General features: G+C 51.6%; 12 protein-coding genes, 3 tRNA genes and 3 rRNA genes. 14 read left to right on the top strand and 4 right to left on the bottom strand.

The features are described from left to right. Positions 1-62: 62 nt before the first annotated feature. The 6 genes from T2812B_RS04020 to T2812B_RS03995 all read left to right on the top strand — a co-directional run bounded on the left by T2812B_RS04020 (position 63) and on the right by T2812B_RS03995 (position 5,377). Positions 63-1,622: ribosomal RNA gene (locus T2812B_RS04020) — 16S ribosomal RNA — on the top strand. 42 nt (positions 1,623-1,664) lie between these two features. Next, positions 1,665-1,741: transfer RNA gene (locus T2812B_RS04015), tRNA-Ile, on the top strand. A 5-nt stretch (positions 1,742-1,746) separates the two neighbouring features. Continuing rightward, a tRNA-Ala gene (locus tag T2812B_RS04010) sits at positions 1,747-1,822 on the top strand. Positions 1,823-1,862: 40 nt separating this feature from the next. Continuing rightward, positions 1,863-4,884 (top strand): 23S ribosomal RNA (locus tag T2812B_RS04005). A 42-nt stretch (positions 4,885-4,926) separates the two neighbouring features. Next, a 5S ribosomal RNA gene (gene rrf, locus T2812B_RS04000) occupies positions 4,927-5,043 on the top strand. Together the 16S, 23S and 5S rRNA genes with 2 tRNA genes alongside form the textbook arrangement of a ribosomal RNA operon. A gap of 55 nt (positions 5,044-5,098) precedes the next feature. After that, positions 5,099-5,377: a hypothetical protein gene (locus T2812B_RS03995; RefSeq protein WP_008193941.1), complete on the top strand. Its 279-nt coding sequence runs from the start codon at positions 5,099-5,101 to the stop codon at positions 5,375-5,377. A gap of 27 nt (positions 5,378-5,404) precedes the next feature. On the opposite strand, the gene T2812B_RS03990 is transcribed toward T2812B_RS03995, so the two are convergent. Further along, a complete protein-coding gene (locus T2812B_RS03990) occupies positions 5,405-5,974 on the bottom strand; it encodes a hypothetical protein (RefSeq protein WP_008193938.1) in 570 nt (189 codons plus the stop codon). Positions 5,975-6,056: 82 nt separating this feature from the next. Between T2812B_RS03990 and holA the strand changes: the two genes are divergently transcribed. The 4 genes from holA to glmM are packed head-to-tail and all read left to right on the top strand — an operon-like array spanning position 6,057 to position 10,242. Next, entirely contained in the window at positions 6,057-7,031 is a 975-nt protein-coding gene (gene holA, locus T2812B_RS03985; protein WP_008193936.1) for a DNA polymerase III subunit delta, read from the top strand. Continuing rightward, a complete protein-coding gene (locus tag T2812B_RS03980; RefSeq protein ID WP_008193935.1) occupies positions 7,000-8,193 on the top strand; it encodes a TIGR04013 family B12-binding domain/radical SAM domain-containing protein in 1,194 nt (397 codons plus the stop codon). The genes holA and T2812B_RS03980 overlap by 32 nt, the downstream gene beginning before the upstream one ends. Next, positions 8,174-8,956 carry a carbon-nitrogen hydrolase family protein gene (locus T2812B_RS03975; protein ID WP_008193933.1) on the top strand — a complete coding sequence of 261 codons (783 nt, stop codon included), beginning with the start codon at positions 8,174-8,176 and terminating at the stop codon, positions 8,954-8,956. The genes T2812B_RS03980 and T2812B_RS03975 overlap by 20 nt, the downstream gene beginning before the upstream one ends. Further along, positions 8,953-10,242, top strand: coding sequence for a phosphoglucosamine mutase (gene glmM, locus T2812B_RS03970; protein ID WP_004082821.1), 1,290 nt, complete (start codon positions 8,953-8,955; stop codon positions 10,240-10,242). Before T2812B_RS03975 ends, glmM begins: the two co-directional genes overlap by 4 nt. Here glmM and T2812B_RS03965 read toward each other — a convergent pair. From T2812B_RS03965 to T2812B_RS03955, 3 genes are read right to left on the bottom strand one after another with little or no spacing between them, the layout of a single operon-like run. Beyond that, on the bottom strand, positions 10,222-10,671 hold the full coding sequence (locus tag T2812B_RS03965) for an SRPBCC domain-containing protein (protein WP_008193929.1): 450 nt from the start codon (positions 10,669-10,671) through the stop codon (positions 10,222-10,224). The two genes, glmM and T2812B_RS03965, sit on opposite strands and share 21 nt — an antisense overlap. Then, positions 10,598-11,704 (bottom strand): cyclic di-GMP phosphodiesterase, encoded by a 1,107-nt coding sequence (locus tag T2812B_RS03960; RefSeq protein ID WP_004082825.1) that lies wholly within the window; start codon positions 11,702-11,704, stop codon positions 10,598-10,600. The genes T2812B_RS03965 and T2812B_RS03960 overlap by 74 nt, the downstream gene beginning before the upstream one ends. Further along, on the bottom strand, positions 11,679-13,097 hold the full coding sequence (locus T2812B_RS03955) for a HAMP domain-containing sensor histidine kinase (RefSeq protein WP_008193926.1): 1,419 nt from the start codon (positions 13,095-13,097) through the stop codon (positions 11,679-11,681). The genes T2812B_RS03960 and T2812B_RS03955 overlap by 26 nt, the downstream gene beginning before the upstream one ends. A gap of 304 nt (positions 13,098-13,401) precedes the next feature. Here T2812B_RS03955 and T2812B_RS03950 point away from each other — a divergent pair. From T2812B_RS03950 to T2812B_RS03935, 4 genes are all read left to right on the top strand, one after another. Beyond that, positions 13,402-13,477: transfer RNA gene (locus T2812B_RS03950), tRNA-Ala, on the top strand. Positions 13,478-13,532: 55 nt separating this feature from the next. Further along, positions 13,533-13,964: a tRNA (N6-threonylcarbamoyladenosine(37)-N6)-methyltransferase TrmO gene (gene tsaA / locus T2812B_RS03945; RefSeq protein WP_004082829.1), complete on the top strand. Its 432-nt coding sequence runs from the start codon at positions 13,533-13,535 to the stop codon at positions 13,962-13,964. Positions 13,965-13,968: 4 nt separating this feature from the next. Further along, positions 13,969-15,045: an iron ABC transporter substrate-binding protein gene (locus T2812B_RS03940; RefSeq protein ID WP_008193923.1), complete on the top strand. Its 1,077-nt coding sequence runs from the start codon at positions 13,969-13,971 to the stop codon at positions 15,043-15,045. Next, positions 15,039-16,073, top strand: a complete 1,035-nt coding sequence (locus tag T2812B_RS03935; RefSeq protein WP_008193921.1) for an iron ABC transporter permease — start codon at positions 15,039-15,041, stop codon at positions 16,071-16,073. The genes T2812B_RS03940 and T2812B_RS03935 overlap by 7 nt, the downstream gene beginning before the upstream one ends. The last annotated feature ends 3 nt before the right edge of the window (positions 16,074-16,076 follow it).

The following is a 16,076-nucleotide window of genomic DNA, read 5'->3' as shown; positions in this document are numbered from 1 at the left end:
TGTCCCCGGGTCATTGAAATATGGATAGCAGCCCCCCAGTTTGTTGAGCCTGGATCGAATCTTATATGGAGGGTTTGATCCTGGCTCAGGGTGAACGCTGGCGGCGTGCCTAACACATGCAAGTCGAGCGGGGGAAACTCCCTTCGGGGAGGAGTACCCAGCGGCGGACGGGTGAGTAACACGTGGGTAACCTGCCCTCCGGAGGGGGATAACCAGGGGAAACCCTGGCTAATACCCCATACGCTCCATCAACGCAAGTTGGTGGAGGAAAGGGGCGTTTGCCCCGCCGGAGGAGGGGCCCGCGGCCCATCAGGTAGTTGGTGGGGTAACGGCCCACCAAGCCGACGACGGGTAGCCGGCCTGAGAGGGTGGTCGGCCACAGGGGCACTGAGACACGGGCCCCACTCCTACGGGAGGCAGCAGTGGGGAATCTTGGACAATGGGGGAAACCCTGATCCAGCGACGCCGCGTGCGGGACGAAGCCCTTCGGGGTGTAAACCGCTGTGGCGGGGGAAGAATAAGGTAGGGAGGAAATGCCCTACCGATGACGGTACCCCGCTAGAAAGCCCCGGCTAACTACGTGCCAGCAGCCGCGGTAATACGTAGGGGGCAAGCGTTACCCGGATTTACTGGGCGTAAAGGGGGCGTAGGCGGCCTGGTGTGTCGGATGTGAAATCCCACGGCTCAACCGTGGGGCTGCATCCGAAACTACCAGGCTTGGGGGCGGTAGAGGGAGACGGAACTGCCGGTGTAGGGGTGAAATCCGTAGATATCGGCAGGAACGCCGGTGGGGAAGCCGGTCTCCTGGGCCGACCCCGACGCTGAGGCCCGAAAGCCAGGGGAGCAAACCGGATTAGATACCCGGGTAGTCCTGGCTGTAAACGATGCCCACTAGGTGTGGGGGGGTAATCCCTCCGTGCTGAAGCTAACGCGTTAAGTGGGCCGCCTGGGGAGTACGCCCGCAAGGGTGAAACTCAAAGGAATTGACGGGGGCCCGCACAAGCGGTGGAGCGTGTGGTTTAATTGGATGCTAAGCCAAGAACCTTACCAGGGCTTGACATGCCGGTGGTACCTCCCCGAAAGGGGTAGGGACCCAGTCCTTCGGGACTGGGAGCCGGCACAGGTGGTGCACGGCCGTCGTCAGCTCGTGCCGTGAGGTGTTGGGTTAAGTCCCGCAACGAGCGCAACCCCTGCCCCTAGTTGCCAGCGGTTCGGCCGGGCACTCTAGGGGGACTGCCGGCGACGAGCCGGAGGAAGGAGGGGATGACGTCAGGTACTCGTGCCCCTTATGCCCTGGGCGACACACGCGCTACAATGGGCGGTACAATGGGTTGCGACCCCGCGAGGGGGAGCCAATCCCCAAAGCCGCCCTCAGTTCGGATCGCAGGCTGCAACCCGCCTGCGTGAAGCCGGAATCGCTAGTAATCGCGGATCAGCCATGCCGCGGTGAATACGTTCCCGGGCCTTGTACACACCGCCCGTCACGCCACCCGAGTCGGGGGCTCCCGAAGACACCTACCCCAACCCGAAAGGGAGGGGGGGTGTCGAGGGAGAACCTGGCGAGGGGGGCGAAGTCGTAACAAGGTAGCCGTACCGGAAGGTGCGGCTGGATCACCTCCTTTCTAGGAGATGAATGGGGGCTGCTATCCATATTCCAATGGCTCGGGCTCGTAGCTCAGTCGGTCAGAGCGCACGCCTGATAAGCGTGAGGTCGGTGGTTCGAGTCCACCCGAGCCCACCATTGGTGGGGACGTAGCTCAGCTGGGAGAGCGCCTGCTTTGCAAGCAGGAGGTCAGGGGTTCGAATCCCCTCGTCTCCACCAAGGTGAAGGGTCATTGAAAACTGCATAGGGGAAAGTAGGAGGTCAAGGTACTAAGGGCACGCGGTGGATGCCTTGGCGGCGGGAGGCGATGAAGGGCGTGGCAAGCTGCGATAAGCCCGGGGGAGCCGCAAGCAGGCGTTGATCCCGGGATTCCCGAATGGGGAAACCTGGGTGGCCGTTGAGGCCACTCGCCGCCGAAAGGCGGTGCGACACCGGGGGAAGTGAAACATCTCAGTACCCCGAGGAAAAGAAATCAACCGAGATTCCCCTAGTAGCGGCGAGCGAACGGGGAGGAGCCCAAACCAGCGTGGTGTCAAAGCCCGTGGGCGTTGCCACGCTGGGGTTGTGGGACACGGCCGGGCGAGGCCACGGACTCGCCGGGGAGTTACAAATCCCTCCTCTAGCCGAACCACCTGGGAAGGTGGGCCGGAGAGGGTGACAGCCCCGTAGGCGAAAGGGGAGGGACTCCCTGGGCCGTGCTCCCGAGTACCACGGGACACGTGGAATCCCGTGGGAAGCTGGGGGGACCACCCTCCAAGGCTAAATACTACCCGCCGTCCGATAGCGCACCAGTACCGTGAGGGAAAGGTGAAAAGCACCCCGGAAGGGGAGTGAAAGAGGACCTGAAACCGCGTGCCTACAAGAAGTCGGAGCCCCCATTTGGGGGTGACGGCGTGCCTTTTGATTAATGAGCCCGCGAGTTGCCGTCGGTGGCGAGGTTAAGCCGACGAAGGCGTAGCCGTAGCGAAAGCGAGTCCGAACAGGGCGCTCAGTCACCGGCGGCAGACCCGAAGCCGGGTGAGCTACCCCTGGGCAGGGTGAAGGTGGGTTAAAACCCACTGGAGGCCCGAACCGGTGGACAGTGAAAAGTCCTCGGATGACCTGGGGGTAGGAGTGAAAAGCTAACCGAACCCGGTGATAGCTGGTTCTCCCCGAAATGCATTGAGGTGCAGCCTCGGGCGGTCTGTGCAGGGGGTAGAGCACTGATGGGGCTAGGGGGGTTTCCTCCGAACCCCGTCAAACTCCGAATCCCTGCACACAAAGCCCGGGAGTGAGCCCGCGGGGGATAAGCTCCGCGGACGAGAGGGGAACAACCCAGACCGCCGGCTAAGGGCCCGAAGAGGTGGCTAAGTGGTAAAGGATGTGGAGCGCCTAAGACAGCTGGGATGTTGGCTTAGAAGCAGCCATCATTTAAAGAGTGCGTAACAGCTCACCAGCCGAGGCGCTCTGCACCGAAAATGTAACGGGGCTCAAGCCACCCCCCGAAGCCGCGGGTCAGTACCTCCGCTGGAGGTACTGGCGGTAGGGGAGCTTTCCGCTGTAGGGTGAAGGCGGACCCGCGAGGGCCGCTGGACGAGGCGGAAGTGAGAATGCGGGCATGAGTACGCGAAAGGAGGGTGAGAATCCCTCCCCCCGTAAGCCCAAGGGTACCTGGGGAAGGTTCGTCCGCCCAGGGTTAGCCGGGACCCTAAGGTGAACCCGAAAGGGGTAGCCGAAGGGAAGCCGGTTAATATTCCGGCGCCACCTGCGGTCGATGGTACGAGGGGTGACGCAGGAGGGTAGGCGCCGGGGGCAAGTGGCATGCCCCTCCAAGCGGTTAGGGCGATGACGGGCGTAGGTAAATCCGCGCCCCGAGCCTGAGCCGTGATGGGGAGGTCCCTTCGGGGACCAACGGCGCTGACCCCACACTGCCGAGAAAAACCTCGCGTACCGCTTGAGACCGTAGGTGCCCGTTCCGCAAACCGACACAGGTGGGCGGGCTGAGAAGGCTCAGGGGAGCGGGTTAACCCTCGCCAAGGAACTCGGCAAATTGGCCCCGTAACTTCGGGAGAAGGGGTGCCGCGTTAGGGTGAACCCAGGGGAAGGGGCAACCCGGAAACTGGGGGAGCCCGAGGCGGTCGCAGTGACAAGGCCCTGGCGACTGTTTACCAAAAACACAGGTCTCTGCTAACTCGAAAAGAGGAAGTATAGGGACTGACGCCTGCCCAGTGCCGGAAGGTTAAGGGGAGGGGTGAGGCTCCCCTTGTGGGAGCGTAGCTCCGACCCGAAGCCCCGGTAAACGGCGGCCGTAACTATAACGGTCCTAAGGTAGCGAAATTCCTTGTCGGGTAAGTTCCGACCTGCATGAATGGCGTAACGACTGGGGCACTGTCTCGGCGGGGGGCCCGGCGAAATTTCAGTCTGGGTGAAGATGCCCAGTACCCGCGGCTAGACGGAAAGACCCCGTGGAGCTTTACTGCAGCCTGGTATTGGGCTCCGGTGCATCGTGTATAGAATAGGTGGGAGGCTGTGAAGCCGCCTCGCCAGGGGCGGTGGAGCCGCCAGTGGAATACCACCCTCGGTGCACTGGAGTCCTAACCTGACCCTGTGAAGAGCAGGGTGGGGACAGTGCCAGGTGGGCAGTTTGACTGGGGCGGTCACCTCCTAAAAGGTAACGGAGGTGTGCAAAGGTCGGCTCAGGTGGGTTGGAAATCCACCGCAGAGTGCAAGGGCATAAGCCGGCCTGACTGCGAGGCCGACAGGCCGAGCAGGGGGGAAACCCGGCCCTAGTGACCCGGCGGTCCCGTGTGGAAGGGCCGTCGATCAACGGATAAAAGTTACCCCGGGGATAACAGGCTGGTCCCGCCCGAGAGTTCACATCGACGGCGGGGTTCGGCACCTCGATGTCGGCTCATCCCATCCTGGGGCTGAAGCAGGTCCCAAGGGTTGGGCTGTTCGCCCATTAAAGGGGTACGTGAGCTGGGTTCAGACCGTCGTGAGACAGGTCGGTCCCTATCTGCCGCGGGCGTAGGAGGCTTGAGGGGGGTCCTCCCTTGTACGAGAGGACCGGGAGGAGGGGGCCTCTGGTGTACCGGCTGTCGCGCCAGCGGCATACGCCGGGTAGCTATGCCCCTAAGCGATAACCGCTGAAAGCATCTAAGCGGGAAGCGCGCCCCAAGATTAGGCCTCCCATCCCGTTAAGGGAGTAAGGCCGGTCCGAGAAGAGGACCTTGATAGGCCGGGGGTGTAAGCGCCGCAAGGCGTTGAGCCCACCGGTACTAATCGGCCGAGGCCTTGACCTCCGAAATCCCCTATGCAGTTTCCAGTGACCCTTCGAAGTATCCCCGGGTGCCGATACTGGGGCGGGAAACACCCGGTTCCATTCCGAACCCGGCCGTTAAGCCGCCCTGGGCCGATGGTAGTATGGGGGCAGCCCCATGCGAGAGTAGGTAGCGCCCGGGGATTTGTTTTTTTATAGATCATCTTTTGTTATAATAGTAACAAGGGGGTGATATCGTGGCGGAAAAACTTCCTATAAAAACTGTGATGGCAATCCTTGTGGAAAACAGAAGAGAAACGGCAGAGAAAGTTCAGAAGATTCTCACGGCCTGGGGTTGTCTGATCAAGACAAGACTCGGCCTTCACGATGGTGTTCTCGACAACTGCTCAGAAGCGGGTCTCATAGTTCTTGAACTTGTGGGAAGTCCTGAGCAACATAGAGAACTCTGCGACAAACTCAACAAACTTCCGGGTGTGAAAGCAGACTACATGGAACTTTCATTCGATGAAGAATGAAGCCCCTCGAAAAGAGGGGCTTTTGTTTTACCAGGCGGTCCAGGTGACCCAGAGCCTCACGTTGGTGATGGTGACCGTGACGGTGGCATCAGTGGTGGACTCGTATTCGTTTTGACCAAAAATCACCCATAGAGTGACATCTTCGCCGTTGTTTATCTTGTCGAGTGCTGCTTTCAAGGCGCTTGAGTCGTTGGCGGAGATGGAAAGAGAGTATTCGGTTTTTTGAGAAGTATCTATATCGATATTCACATCTCCAGTCTCTGGAATGGACGTTGGTTCTTCAAGTGAAAAATCTATGAAACCATTAAATGTGAGGCTTCCTTCAACTGTGATCTTTCCAGACACTTCGATGTTGTGGAAATGTACTGTTCCAGGAACTCCCGCACTTTGCTGCGCGCTTTTCACATCTTCTGCTTTGATCGTGAAGCTTGTCCACCTTGCTTCTAGTGTAGTAGAACTTCCCGCTGGTACTTCGAACACCTGAGGTTCGATACCGGGGTTCCCAAGGTCGATGGGGATAGGCACCGGGATACATCCGGAAACCAGCATGAGAATACCAGCTGTGATCAGAGCCAACCAGGTGAGCACCTTTTTCATATTTTCACCTCCTTCTCTCTGAATGATAACACTTTGAAATTGTTTCTCAAAGCGTGTTAAAATCACCATGAGAGGTGATTGTATGCCGGTCACGTTTCTCACAGGCACTGCAGAGACTCAGAAAGAAGAATTGATAAAGAAACTACTGAAGGATGGAAATGTGGAGTACATAAGGATCCATCCGGAGGATCCTGACAAGATCGATTTCATAAGGTCTTTACTCAGGACAAAGACGATCTTTTCCAACAAGACGATCATTGATATCGTCAATTTCGATGAGTGGAAAGCGCAGGAACAGAAGCGTCTCGTTGAACTTTTGAAAAATGTACCGGAAGACGTTCATATCTTCATCCGTTCTCAAAAAACAGGTGGAAAGGGAGTAGCGCTGGAGCTTCCAAAGCCATGGGAAACGGACAAATGGCTTGAATGGATAGAAAAGCGCTTCAGGGAAAATGGTTTGCTCATCGATAAAGATGCCCTTCAGCTGTTTTTCTCCAAGGTTGGAACGAACGACCTGATCATAGAAAGGGAGATTGAAAAGCTGAAAGCTTATTCCGAGGACAAAAAGATAACGGTAGAGGACGTGGAAGAGGTCGTTTTCACCTATCAGACTCCGGGATACGATGATTTTTGCTTTGCCGTTTCCGAAGGAAAAAGGAAGATCGCTCACTCTCTTCTGTCGCAGTTGTGGAAAACCACAGAGCCCGTGGTGATTGCCACTGTCCTTGCGAATCACTTCCTGGATCTCTTCAAAATCCTCGTTCTTGTGACAAAGAAAAGATACTACACCTGGCCTGATGTGTCCAGGGTGTCCAAAGAGCTGGGAATTCCCGTTCCTCGTGTGGCTCGTTTCCTCGGTTTCTCCTTTAAGACCTGGAAATTCAAGGTGATAAACCACCTCCTCTATTACGATGTGAAGAAGGTTAGAAAGATACTGAGGGATCTCTACGATCTGGACAGAGTCGTGAAAAGCGAAGAAGATCCAAAGCCGTTCTTCCACGAGTTCATAGAAGAGGTGGCACTGGATGTATATTCTCTTCAGAGAGATGAAGAATAACTGGTACAGCCTCGCGGCCCTTCTCTCAACCATATACAGCAGGCACCTCGATGTGGAAGCAAGACCTGTGAAGTTTGAGGAAATAAAGAAGTTCCCTCCAGAAAAGACCATCGTTGCCTATTCCTTCATGAGTTTTGACCTTGATACCGTCAGAGAGGAAGTCAAAACATTGAAGGAAAGGGGATACACGCTCATCGCGGGAGGACCGCATGTGACAGCCGATCCAAAAGGCTGCTTGAGAATGGGATTCGATCACGTTTTCACGGGGGATGGAGAGGAGAATATTTTGAGGTTCTTGATGGGGGAGAGAAAAAAGATCTTCGATGGTATCTCAAAGAGAGTCAACTTGAACCACTACTCACCTTTCCTACCTTCGAAAGGAATCTACATGCCCATCGAAATCACGAGGGGATGCCCGTTTTCTTGTGCGTACTGTCAGACACCGATCATCGCTGGAAGACAGGTGAGACACCGTGATGTGGACGTCGTTGTTCACTACGCGAAACTCGGTGTGAAACACGGAAGGAAGCTCGCTCGTTTCATAGCTCCCAACTCCTTCGGCTATGGTTCGAAGAATGGAGTAACACCCAATGTAGAGAAGATAGAAGAACTCCTGTATGGACTCAAAAGGGTTGGTATCGAAGAAATATATTTCGGAACGTTTCCTTCCGAAGTGAGGCCAGAGTCTGTGACCGACGAAGTACTCAAAGTGGTGAAAAAGTACGTCAACAACCGTTCCATAGTGATAGGTGCCCAGAGCGGAAGCGACAGGATCTTGAAGATCATAAAGCGTGGCCACACGGTTGAACAGGTAGAGGAAGCGATAGAAAAGATCTCTCTTCACGGTTTTATTCCACACGTTGATTTCATATTCGGCTTCCCGTTCGAAACGGAAGAGGATGTGGAGAAAACTTTCAGCTTTATTGTTAAAATAGTGGAGAGATACGGCGCAAAGATCCATGCGCACACCTTCATGCCGCTTCCCGGGACGGAACTTTTCAATGCTGGGCCCGGAAGACTCACAGAGGTTCATTACAAATTTCTGGGGAGGCTCGCTTCAAAGGGTATTCTCGACGGTTACTGGATGAAGCAGGAAATGCTTGCGAGGAAGGTGTACGAAATTGCGAGTGGCGGCAGTACAGATGTTACCAGCGATCGGTGACTTCGAAGGAAATCTGGAGAGAATAGAACAGTTCATAGAGATGGCTGTTTCGGAAGGAGCCGAAGTCGTTGTCTTTCCGGAGCTCACAATCAGTGGGTACACCTGGGACGAGGCGATTCTGAAAAGGGGAGCCTTGTTTTTTTCAGAAGTCGCAAAGAAAAAGCTCTTGAAGCTTTCAAGGGAAGGACAGATACTGATAGCTGTTGGTACACCAAGGATCGTTCTGGGAAAGCTCAGAAACTCGCTTGTGATTTTCAAGAAGAAAAAGGAATTGCTTTTCTACGATAAAACACATCTCTTTCGTGGAGAGAAAAACGTCTTTGAACCTGGGGAGTATTTTCTTGTGTTTTCTTACAGAGGGGTAGTTTTTGGCACGTTGATCTGTTATGAGATCGGCTTCCCTGAAATATCACGTATTTTAACATTCAAAGGGAGCAAAGTGATTCTTTCGGCCTTTGCTTTTGGGAAAGCTCGGGGGCACACGTACGATGTTGCCACAAGATCCAGGGCGGTTGAGAACGGAGTTTTCCTTGTGGCATCCTCCATGTGCGGCGAAGGTTTTGTGGAATTCGTCGGAAGAACGAGAATAGTGGGTCCAAACGGAAAGGTTATGAACGAGATAGAGAGCGGTGAAGGTTTGATCTGTGAAGATCTCGATCTAGATGCTGTTTATCATTACAGATACGACGAAGAAGGAGATTCTCACGCTTACCTTAGAAACTACATATCCCACCTTTACACGCTTCAGAAGGGGAGGTTATGAGGGTGAAATACTTCGGAACCGACGGAATAAGGGGAATCTTTGGTGAAACACTCACAGATGAGCTGGCCTTCAAGGTGGGCAAAGCGCTGGGAGAGATTGTCGGAGAAGGGAAAGTTATCGTGGGAAAGGACACGAGGGTTTCGGGGGATTCGCTCGAAGCGGCTATTTCCGCTGGCCTCACGTCCATGGGGGTGGACGTTCTTCTGTGCGGCATTCTTCCAACGCCCGCGGTGGCTCTCCTCACGAGGATCACCAGGTCGTTCGGTGTTGTCATTTCGGCTTCTCACAATCCTCCAGAATACAACGGCATAAAGGTGTTGAAGGGTGGATACAAGATACCGGACGAGATGGAAGCAGAGATAGAGAAGAGACTGGAAAACGGGAGTTTCTTAACCCGCTCGGTTGTCGGCAGGACAAAATCGTTTAGAGAAGGAAGGGACATGTACATCGGAGCGGTCCTTGAAATGTTCAGGGATCTCGATCTCACAGGTGAGATGGTATCCCTGGACCTTGCGAACGGTGCCACAACGACAACTGCCAGAGAGGTTTTTGAATTCCTTGGAGCGAAAGTAGAGGTGTTCAACGATTCCCAGGACGGACTCCTCATAAATCAAGGATGCGGAGCCACTCATCCCAGGTTTTTGGCCGAAGAGATGAAGAACGGGAAGGTGGGATTCACCTTCGATGGTGATGGAGACCGTGTGATAGCTGTAGACGAAGAAAGAAACGTTGTGAACGGAGATAGGATCATAGGGATCCTCGCAGTTGGGTTGAAAGAAGAGGGACGTCTAAACAGCGATACCGTGGTGGGCACCGTTATGACGAATGGAGGCCTCGAAGATTTTCTCAAAGAAAAAGGGATAAGACTTCTTCGAACGAAAGTTGGAGACAAATACGTTCTTGAAAAGATGCTCGAAAGTGGAGCGAATCTGGGAGGAGAGAGATCCGGTCACATAATAATCCTCGACAGAAGCACTACGGGAGATGGTTTGATAACCGCTTTGGAGCTGATGAGAGTCCTCAAGCGATCGGGAAGAAAGCTTTCTGATTTCGCGAAGGAGATACCAGATTATCCGCAGATCACAAAGAACGTAAGGAGAACGGAGCGAATGTCTCTCGAAAATGAGAATCTGAGAAAGATCGTTGAAGAGAGCACTTCCAGGGGCTACCGTGTGGTGATAAGACCGTCCGGTACAGAGCCCGTTATAAGAATCACGGTTGAGGGAAAAGACAGAGAGGAGATAGAAAAGATCGTGGAGGAGATTTCAAGGGTTCTCGAGAGTTGATATCCCGTATTCTATCCATATCTTCGCGAGGGTCAACATTTCTCCCCATCCGACTGCACACTCGAGCTTTATTTTCATGTCCTCTTCGTTGAGGACGATCGTGTGGTCTTCTACCTGAACCCAGGTGCCGTTGTAGCTTGAAGGGAAGAACTCCATCTTGACGCGGGATCTGAATCCATCTTCGTATGTGTTCCAGGAGAACTCTATGAGATTGGGAGGTTCTAACCTATGGATGATACCTTCGTCCGTCACTTCCTCCCCAAACGTTTTTCTGAACCACCTGAAGAAGATCTTTCCTCCTTCCTTGAGTTCCATCTTCATACCATCGGTGAACCAGCCGTCCCAGCCGTTTTCGTTAACGAATACCCTCCACACCTTCTCCAGGGGAGCTCTGATGTGAACGCCCGCCGTTGTGGGAGGTATCTTCATCCTTCTCCCTCCTGTAGACATCGGTTATTTCTTTTTCCAGTTTCAGGAAGGCTTCGACTACTTCTGGTGAATAGAGCTTCCCGGAAAGGGATTCTATCTCTCTGAACGCTTCTTCAAGTGGTTTTGGGTTTTTGTAGGGTCTTCTGGAAACCATGGCGTCGAAACTGTCCGCCACTGCTACGATGAGGCCAGAAATGGGTATTTCTCTCTCCTTCAGTCCCCTGGGATACCCGGACCCATCCCATCTTTCGTGATGCGTGAGAGCGATCTCCGCTCCAAGTTGAAGGATAGGGGAGTTGCTCCGGCTGAGGATCCTGAATCCGATGGTGGTGTGTTGTTTCATGATTTCGAATTCTTCCGGTGTGAGAATACCGGGCTTCAACAGGATTCTGTCGGGTATTCCGATCTTTCCAATATCGTGGAGGGGAGCGGCGAACTGAATCTCTGTGACGAAAACCTCGCTCATTCCCATTTCTTCAGCAATCCTTCCTGAGAGCCATCCAACCCTCTCTGTGTGTCTGTGTGTCTCCATGTCCCTGTATTCGGAAAGCATGTTCAGTATTTCCAGAACTTCGAAGAGAAAGTCTTCGTATTCTGTGAAGAACTCCTCCGCGGTTTTTTCCAGAAGGAAGAGTTTTTTCTTCAACGATTTCAGATAGCTGTTTCTGTACATATGGAAGACTCTGTTTCTGAGGGCGTGGGTTATTTTCAATCTCAACAGTTCGAGATTGACAGGTTTTTTGATGAAATCATCGGCTCCTGCCTCCACACATTTCTTTACTATTTCAGTGTCGTCGTACGCGGTTACGACGAAGACCACACAGGATGGATTCTTCGCTTTTATCTTGTTCACCACTTCTATTCCACTCATCCCTGGTAGCATCACGTCTACCAGCGCGACATCGACGTTTTCCGAAAGCTCGACGGCTTTCTCTCCGTTTTCTGCTTCGATCACGTTGAACCCGGAGAGCTTCAGGTACTGTCCCATGGCTTCCCGTGTGATGTCATCATCTTCCACGATCAGTACTGTCATTTTTATCCCTCCTGAGGGGAAGGGTTATTACGAATGTGGTCCCGTCCTTTTTTATGACTTCCATCGAACCATTCAGATAGTTCACCAGTTTCTTCACTGTGAAGAGTCCAAATCCGTTTTGTTCCTTCAAACCCGGTCCTGTGTCAGAAACACGCAAGTTGATTTTATCATTTTTCTTTTCTATTTTGAGAACCACTCTTCCAGAAGGTGTGTACTTCACCGCGTTTGAAAACAGGTTCAAAACCAGTGCGAGGAAAGCATCTTTGTCGATTTCGAGTTCGTCGAATTCCATTTCGATGTCTGTTTCAAGGTTTTTGAGCCGAGCCGTTTCCAGAATCGGTTCCAGGGCTTTTTCCACGTCATTCTTCCTCAGAACTTCGCTTCTTCCTATCGACGTTTTGAGGATCCTTTCTATCTCTTCTGTCATTTCGTGGCAGAGTTTTTCTATGTTTCTAACCACAGGCGAGGTCTCTGGGAACTGTTGTTTCAAAAGTTGAGCACTCACGTAGATGGCGTTCACCGGGTTTTTCAAATTGTGGGCGAGGTTCTTGGTGAGTACAACGTACATATCCTGAAATTTTTGTTTTTCTTCCAGAAAGGATATGTACTCCTCGGCAAACTTTGAAAAAGCATCTCTTAACTTTGGAAAATAAGAAGACACTTCTTGTGAAAAATATTTGCTGAGCATCTCTCTCACTCTGTTTTGATCATCTTCACGCAGGATTTCCGGTATGATTCGCAGGATTTCGATGAGAAAGTTGTAAAGGTTCGTGACGGCAGAAGAAATTCGTTCGGGAGGAATCTCGAGTTCCTTTGAGAGCTTTTCTGCTTCTTCTTTGGGTGTCTCCACGTACTTTTTAACGAAGTGCCACATCAAAAAGATACTGCCCGATGCCACATGGTAGGGATATGCACTTCTGAAAAAGTAGAAAAAAATCGAGGAAATGGAATAAAGAAACAAACTCACCGAAAGGAGTGTTGTCTGCGGTTTTCTGATGAGGAGAAGAAGAGAAAAAAGAGCGAGCGAAACGCTCTCAAGGTGGAGGGTGAAGTCAAATCTCAAAACTGATACAGCAAAAAGAATAACAAATGTGAGAACAACGAGCCATTTGAAAGAATTCTTTTTCTTCCCGATCAGAAAGAAAAAGAAACCTTCAGCGAGGATCAGCTTGGAGCTGCTCAGAAACATCCACGCGTTTTTGGGATTCATGAGGAAAATCCGAAGGAAAAAGAGGGAAAGTAGAGAAGAGAACAAACAGGAAAAAGCGAGGATGGTTAAATCCTCATCCTTTCTTGAGCTGGTGTAGTGTGTGAAAAACGAGAGAAAGAGCGCCGCAAAGTTCAGAGCAGAGACGATCACTACGTTTGTCGTTTCAGGAAATAGGAAATACATAACGACCATACCAAAAAGTGAGATTATAATAAAGGGTCCATGCTATCTACCCCCCTTGATTTAATCTAACACATGAGTTTGTAACATGTCAATAATTGACTGTTATTTCGTCAATTGATTCAGTTGAAAACTATCATTTGTTAAAGCAGTTTCGTTTGATACTGAATTTAATAAAATGAATCAAAACGAAAGACTGGGCAGGCGGTATGTTGAGAGTTATAAAGATCACCGAAGTCTTCAGGAATGGCTCTCAGGATAGGACTTGAATAAATAGAAGAGATCGAGTATAATAAATCACGGATGTGGGGCCGTAGCTCAGCTGGGAGAGCGCTACCTTCGCACGGTAGAGGTCGTGGGTTCAAGTCCCATCGGCTCCACCAAAAAGCCCCTGCGCGTGCAGGGGGTTATTTTTTTAATTTAAAGGGGGAGTTGGATGTGTTTCTGTTGAAACAGATCGGTGTGATTAGATCTCCTTTCAAAAGTCCCTCCGAGTGTCCTTTCCAGGGGAGATTTTCTCAGGAGAGATTCACGATCGAACTCTTTCCTGAATACGAGGAAGGGCTGAAGGACATCGAAACGTGTACACATCTGATCGTTCTTTACTGGCTTGACAGAGCGAACAGAGACAGATTGATCGCTATCCCACCGTTTGACAAGCGTGAGCACGGTGTTTTCGCGACACGCTCTCCCCACAGGCCGAATCCCATCGGTTTTTCTGTTGTGAAACTTTTAGAAGTGAGGGGAAGGGAACTGGTTGTAGAGGGACTGGACGCTGTTGATGGAACCCCCGTTGTCGATATCAAACCCTACTCTTCGAAAATAGACTGCGTAGAGAACGCCAGAATTGGATGGTTCGAGGAGGTGTAGAGAAATGAAATTCAAGGTTTTTATCTCTGTTTTTCTGATTCTCTCGGTCGCGTTGTTTTCGGAAGGAATCGTGATAAAAGATCTTCTTGGAAAAGAAGTGGAGGTTCCTTCGAACGTGAATCGAATCGTGGCAGTGGGTCCCGGGGCGCTCAGGTTGATTGCGTATTTGAAAGCCACCGATATGGTTGTCGGTGTGGAAGACTTTGAGAAACTCAGACCTTACGGGAGGCCATACATACTTGCGTATCCGGAGCTCAAGAAACTTCCGAGTGTTGGTCCTGGAGGACCGGGAAAGCTTCCAGATCTGGAGTCTTTGATAACCCTGCAACCCGACGTTGTCTTCATCACGTACGTTGACAGGAAGACGGCGAAGGACATACAGGAGAAAACGGGGATTCCTGTTGTCGTTCTCAGTTATGGGAATCTGGGGACATTTGAAGACGAGGATCTCTTCAGATCGATCGAGCTGGCGGGAAAGATTCTTGGAAGAGAAGAAAGGGCCCATGAAGTGGTTGATTTCATAAGGAAAGCGCAGGAGGATCTCGTAACTCGATCTGAGGGTGTCGAAAGCCCTACCGTCTACGTTGGTGGAATCGGATACAAAGGAGCTCATGGAATCGATAGCACGGAGGCGAAGTATCCTCCTTTCGTGGTCCTACACGCGAGGAACGTTGTGGACGAACTGGGAGAAGGACACAAATTCATAGATCCTGAGAAGCTACTCGTTTGGAATCCAGAGTACATTTTCATCGATGAAAACGGTTTGAGCCTCGTACTGGACGATTATTCGAAACACAGAGAATTCTACGAGAGTTTGAGTGCTGTCAAAAGAGGAAAAGTTTACGGCATTCTCCCTTACAATTACTACACCACCAACATTGGAACGGCTCTGGCCGATGCGTACTTCATCGGAAAGGTTCTCTATCCCGAACGTTTTACCGATATCGATCCAGAGGAAAAGGCGGATGAAATTTATGAATTCCTCCTCGGGAAAAGGGTTTACGGGGAGATGGCTGAGCAATTTGGAGGATTTGGAAAGATAGATCTTCCTTCAGGAAGGATCCTCCGTGGAACGTGGTGATTTACAAGAATTACGTTGCGAGAAGAATTCTCACGATTCTGTTTTTATCATTTTTGCTGGTGCTTGTAGGGATCTATTCTCTATCACATGGTGGATACTCTCTGTCGCTCAAAGATATTATCGGCGCATTTCTGGGGAAGGGTGACAGGAAGGCGCAACTTGTGATCTGGAGTGTCAGATTTCCAAGAGTAGTCACCGGTATCCTCGTTGGTGCTTCTTTGGCGGTCTCTGGAGCTGTTATGCAGGGAGTTTTGAAAAATCCTCTTGCCAGCCCCTTTACAACGGGTACATCTCATGGCGCTATGTTCGGTGCTTCCTTAGCCATCGCACTGGGAGCAGGGTATTCTGAGAGCACTGGTAGTGTCACACTGAACAATCCCTACACCATCGCTCTCTTCGCTTTTCTTGGGGCGATGAGTTCTTCTCTTGTCATTCTTTTGATTGGAAAACTAAAAGAAATCACTCCAGAAGCTATAGTGCTGATGGGTGTCGCCATGGGTTCTCTCTTCACGGCTGCCACCACGTTGATCCAGTACTTTGCCGATGATCTGGAACTCGCCACGATGGTTTACTGGAGCTTTGGAGATCTTGGAAGGACAACCTGGAGAGAAAACCTCATACTTCTGGTGATATTTTTGACGGTTTTCGCTTATTTCCTCTGGAAGGCGTGGGATATCAATGCGATGGTTGTGGGAGACGAAATCGCAAAGTCGACGGGGATTGAAGTGGAAAAAGTGAGATTGATTCTGGTAGTGCTCTCTACTTTGCTGACAGCCATCAGTGTGGCGTTCGTCGGTATAATCGGTTTCATAGGACTGCTGGCACCCCACATGATGAGAATCCTCTTTGGAGAAGATTACAGATTTTTGATTCCTCTTTCCGCGCTGTGTGGTAGTGTTTTGCTGTTATCGGCCGATACTGTGGCACGCGTTCTTCTATCTCCCACAGTTCTTCCTGTGGGGATTGTGACTTCTTTTCTCGGGGCACCTCTTTTCATCTATCTGCTCCTTCACGGGGAAGAAAGGTGACAG

The sequence above is a fragment of the Thermotoga sp. 2812B genome (assembly GCF_000789335.1).
Taxonomy (GTDB): Bacteria; Thermotogota; Thermotogae; order Thermotogales; family Thermotogaceae; genus Thermotoga; species Thermotoga maritima.
This window is presented reverse-complemented; position numbering and strand designations above follow the sequence as displayed.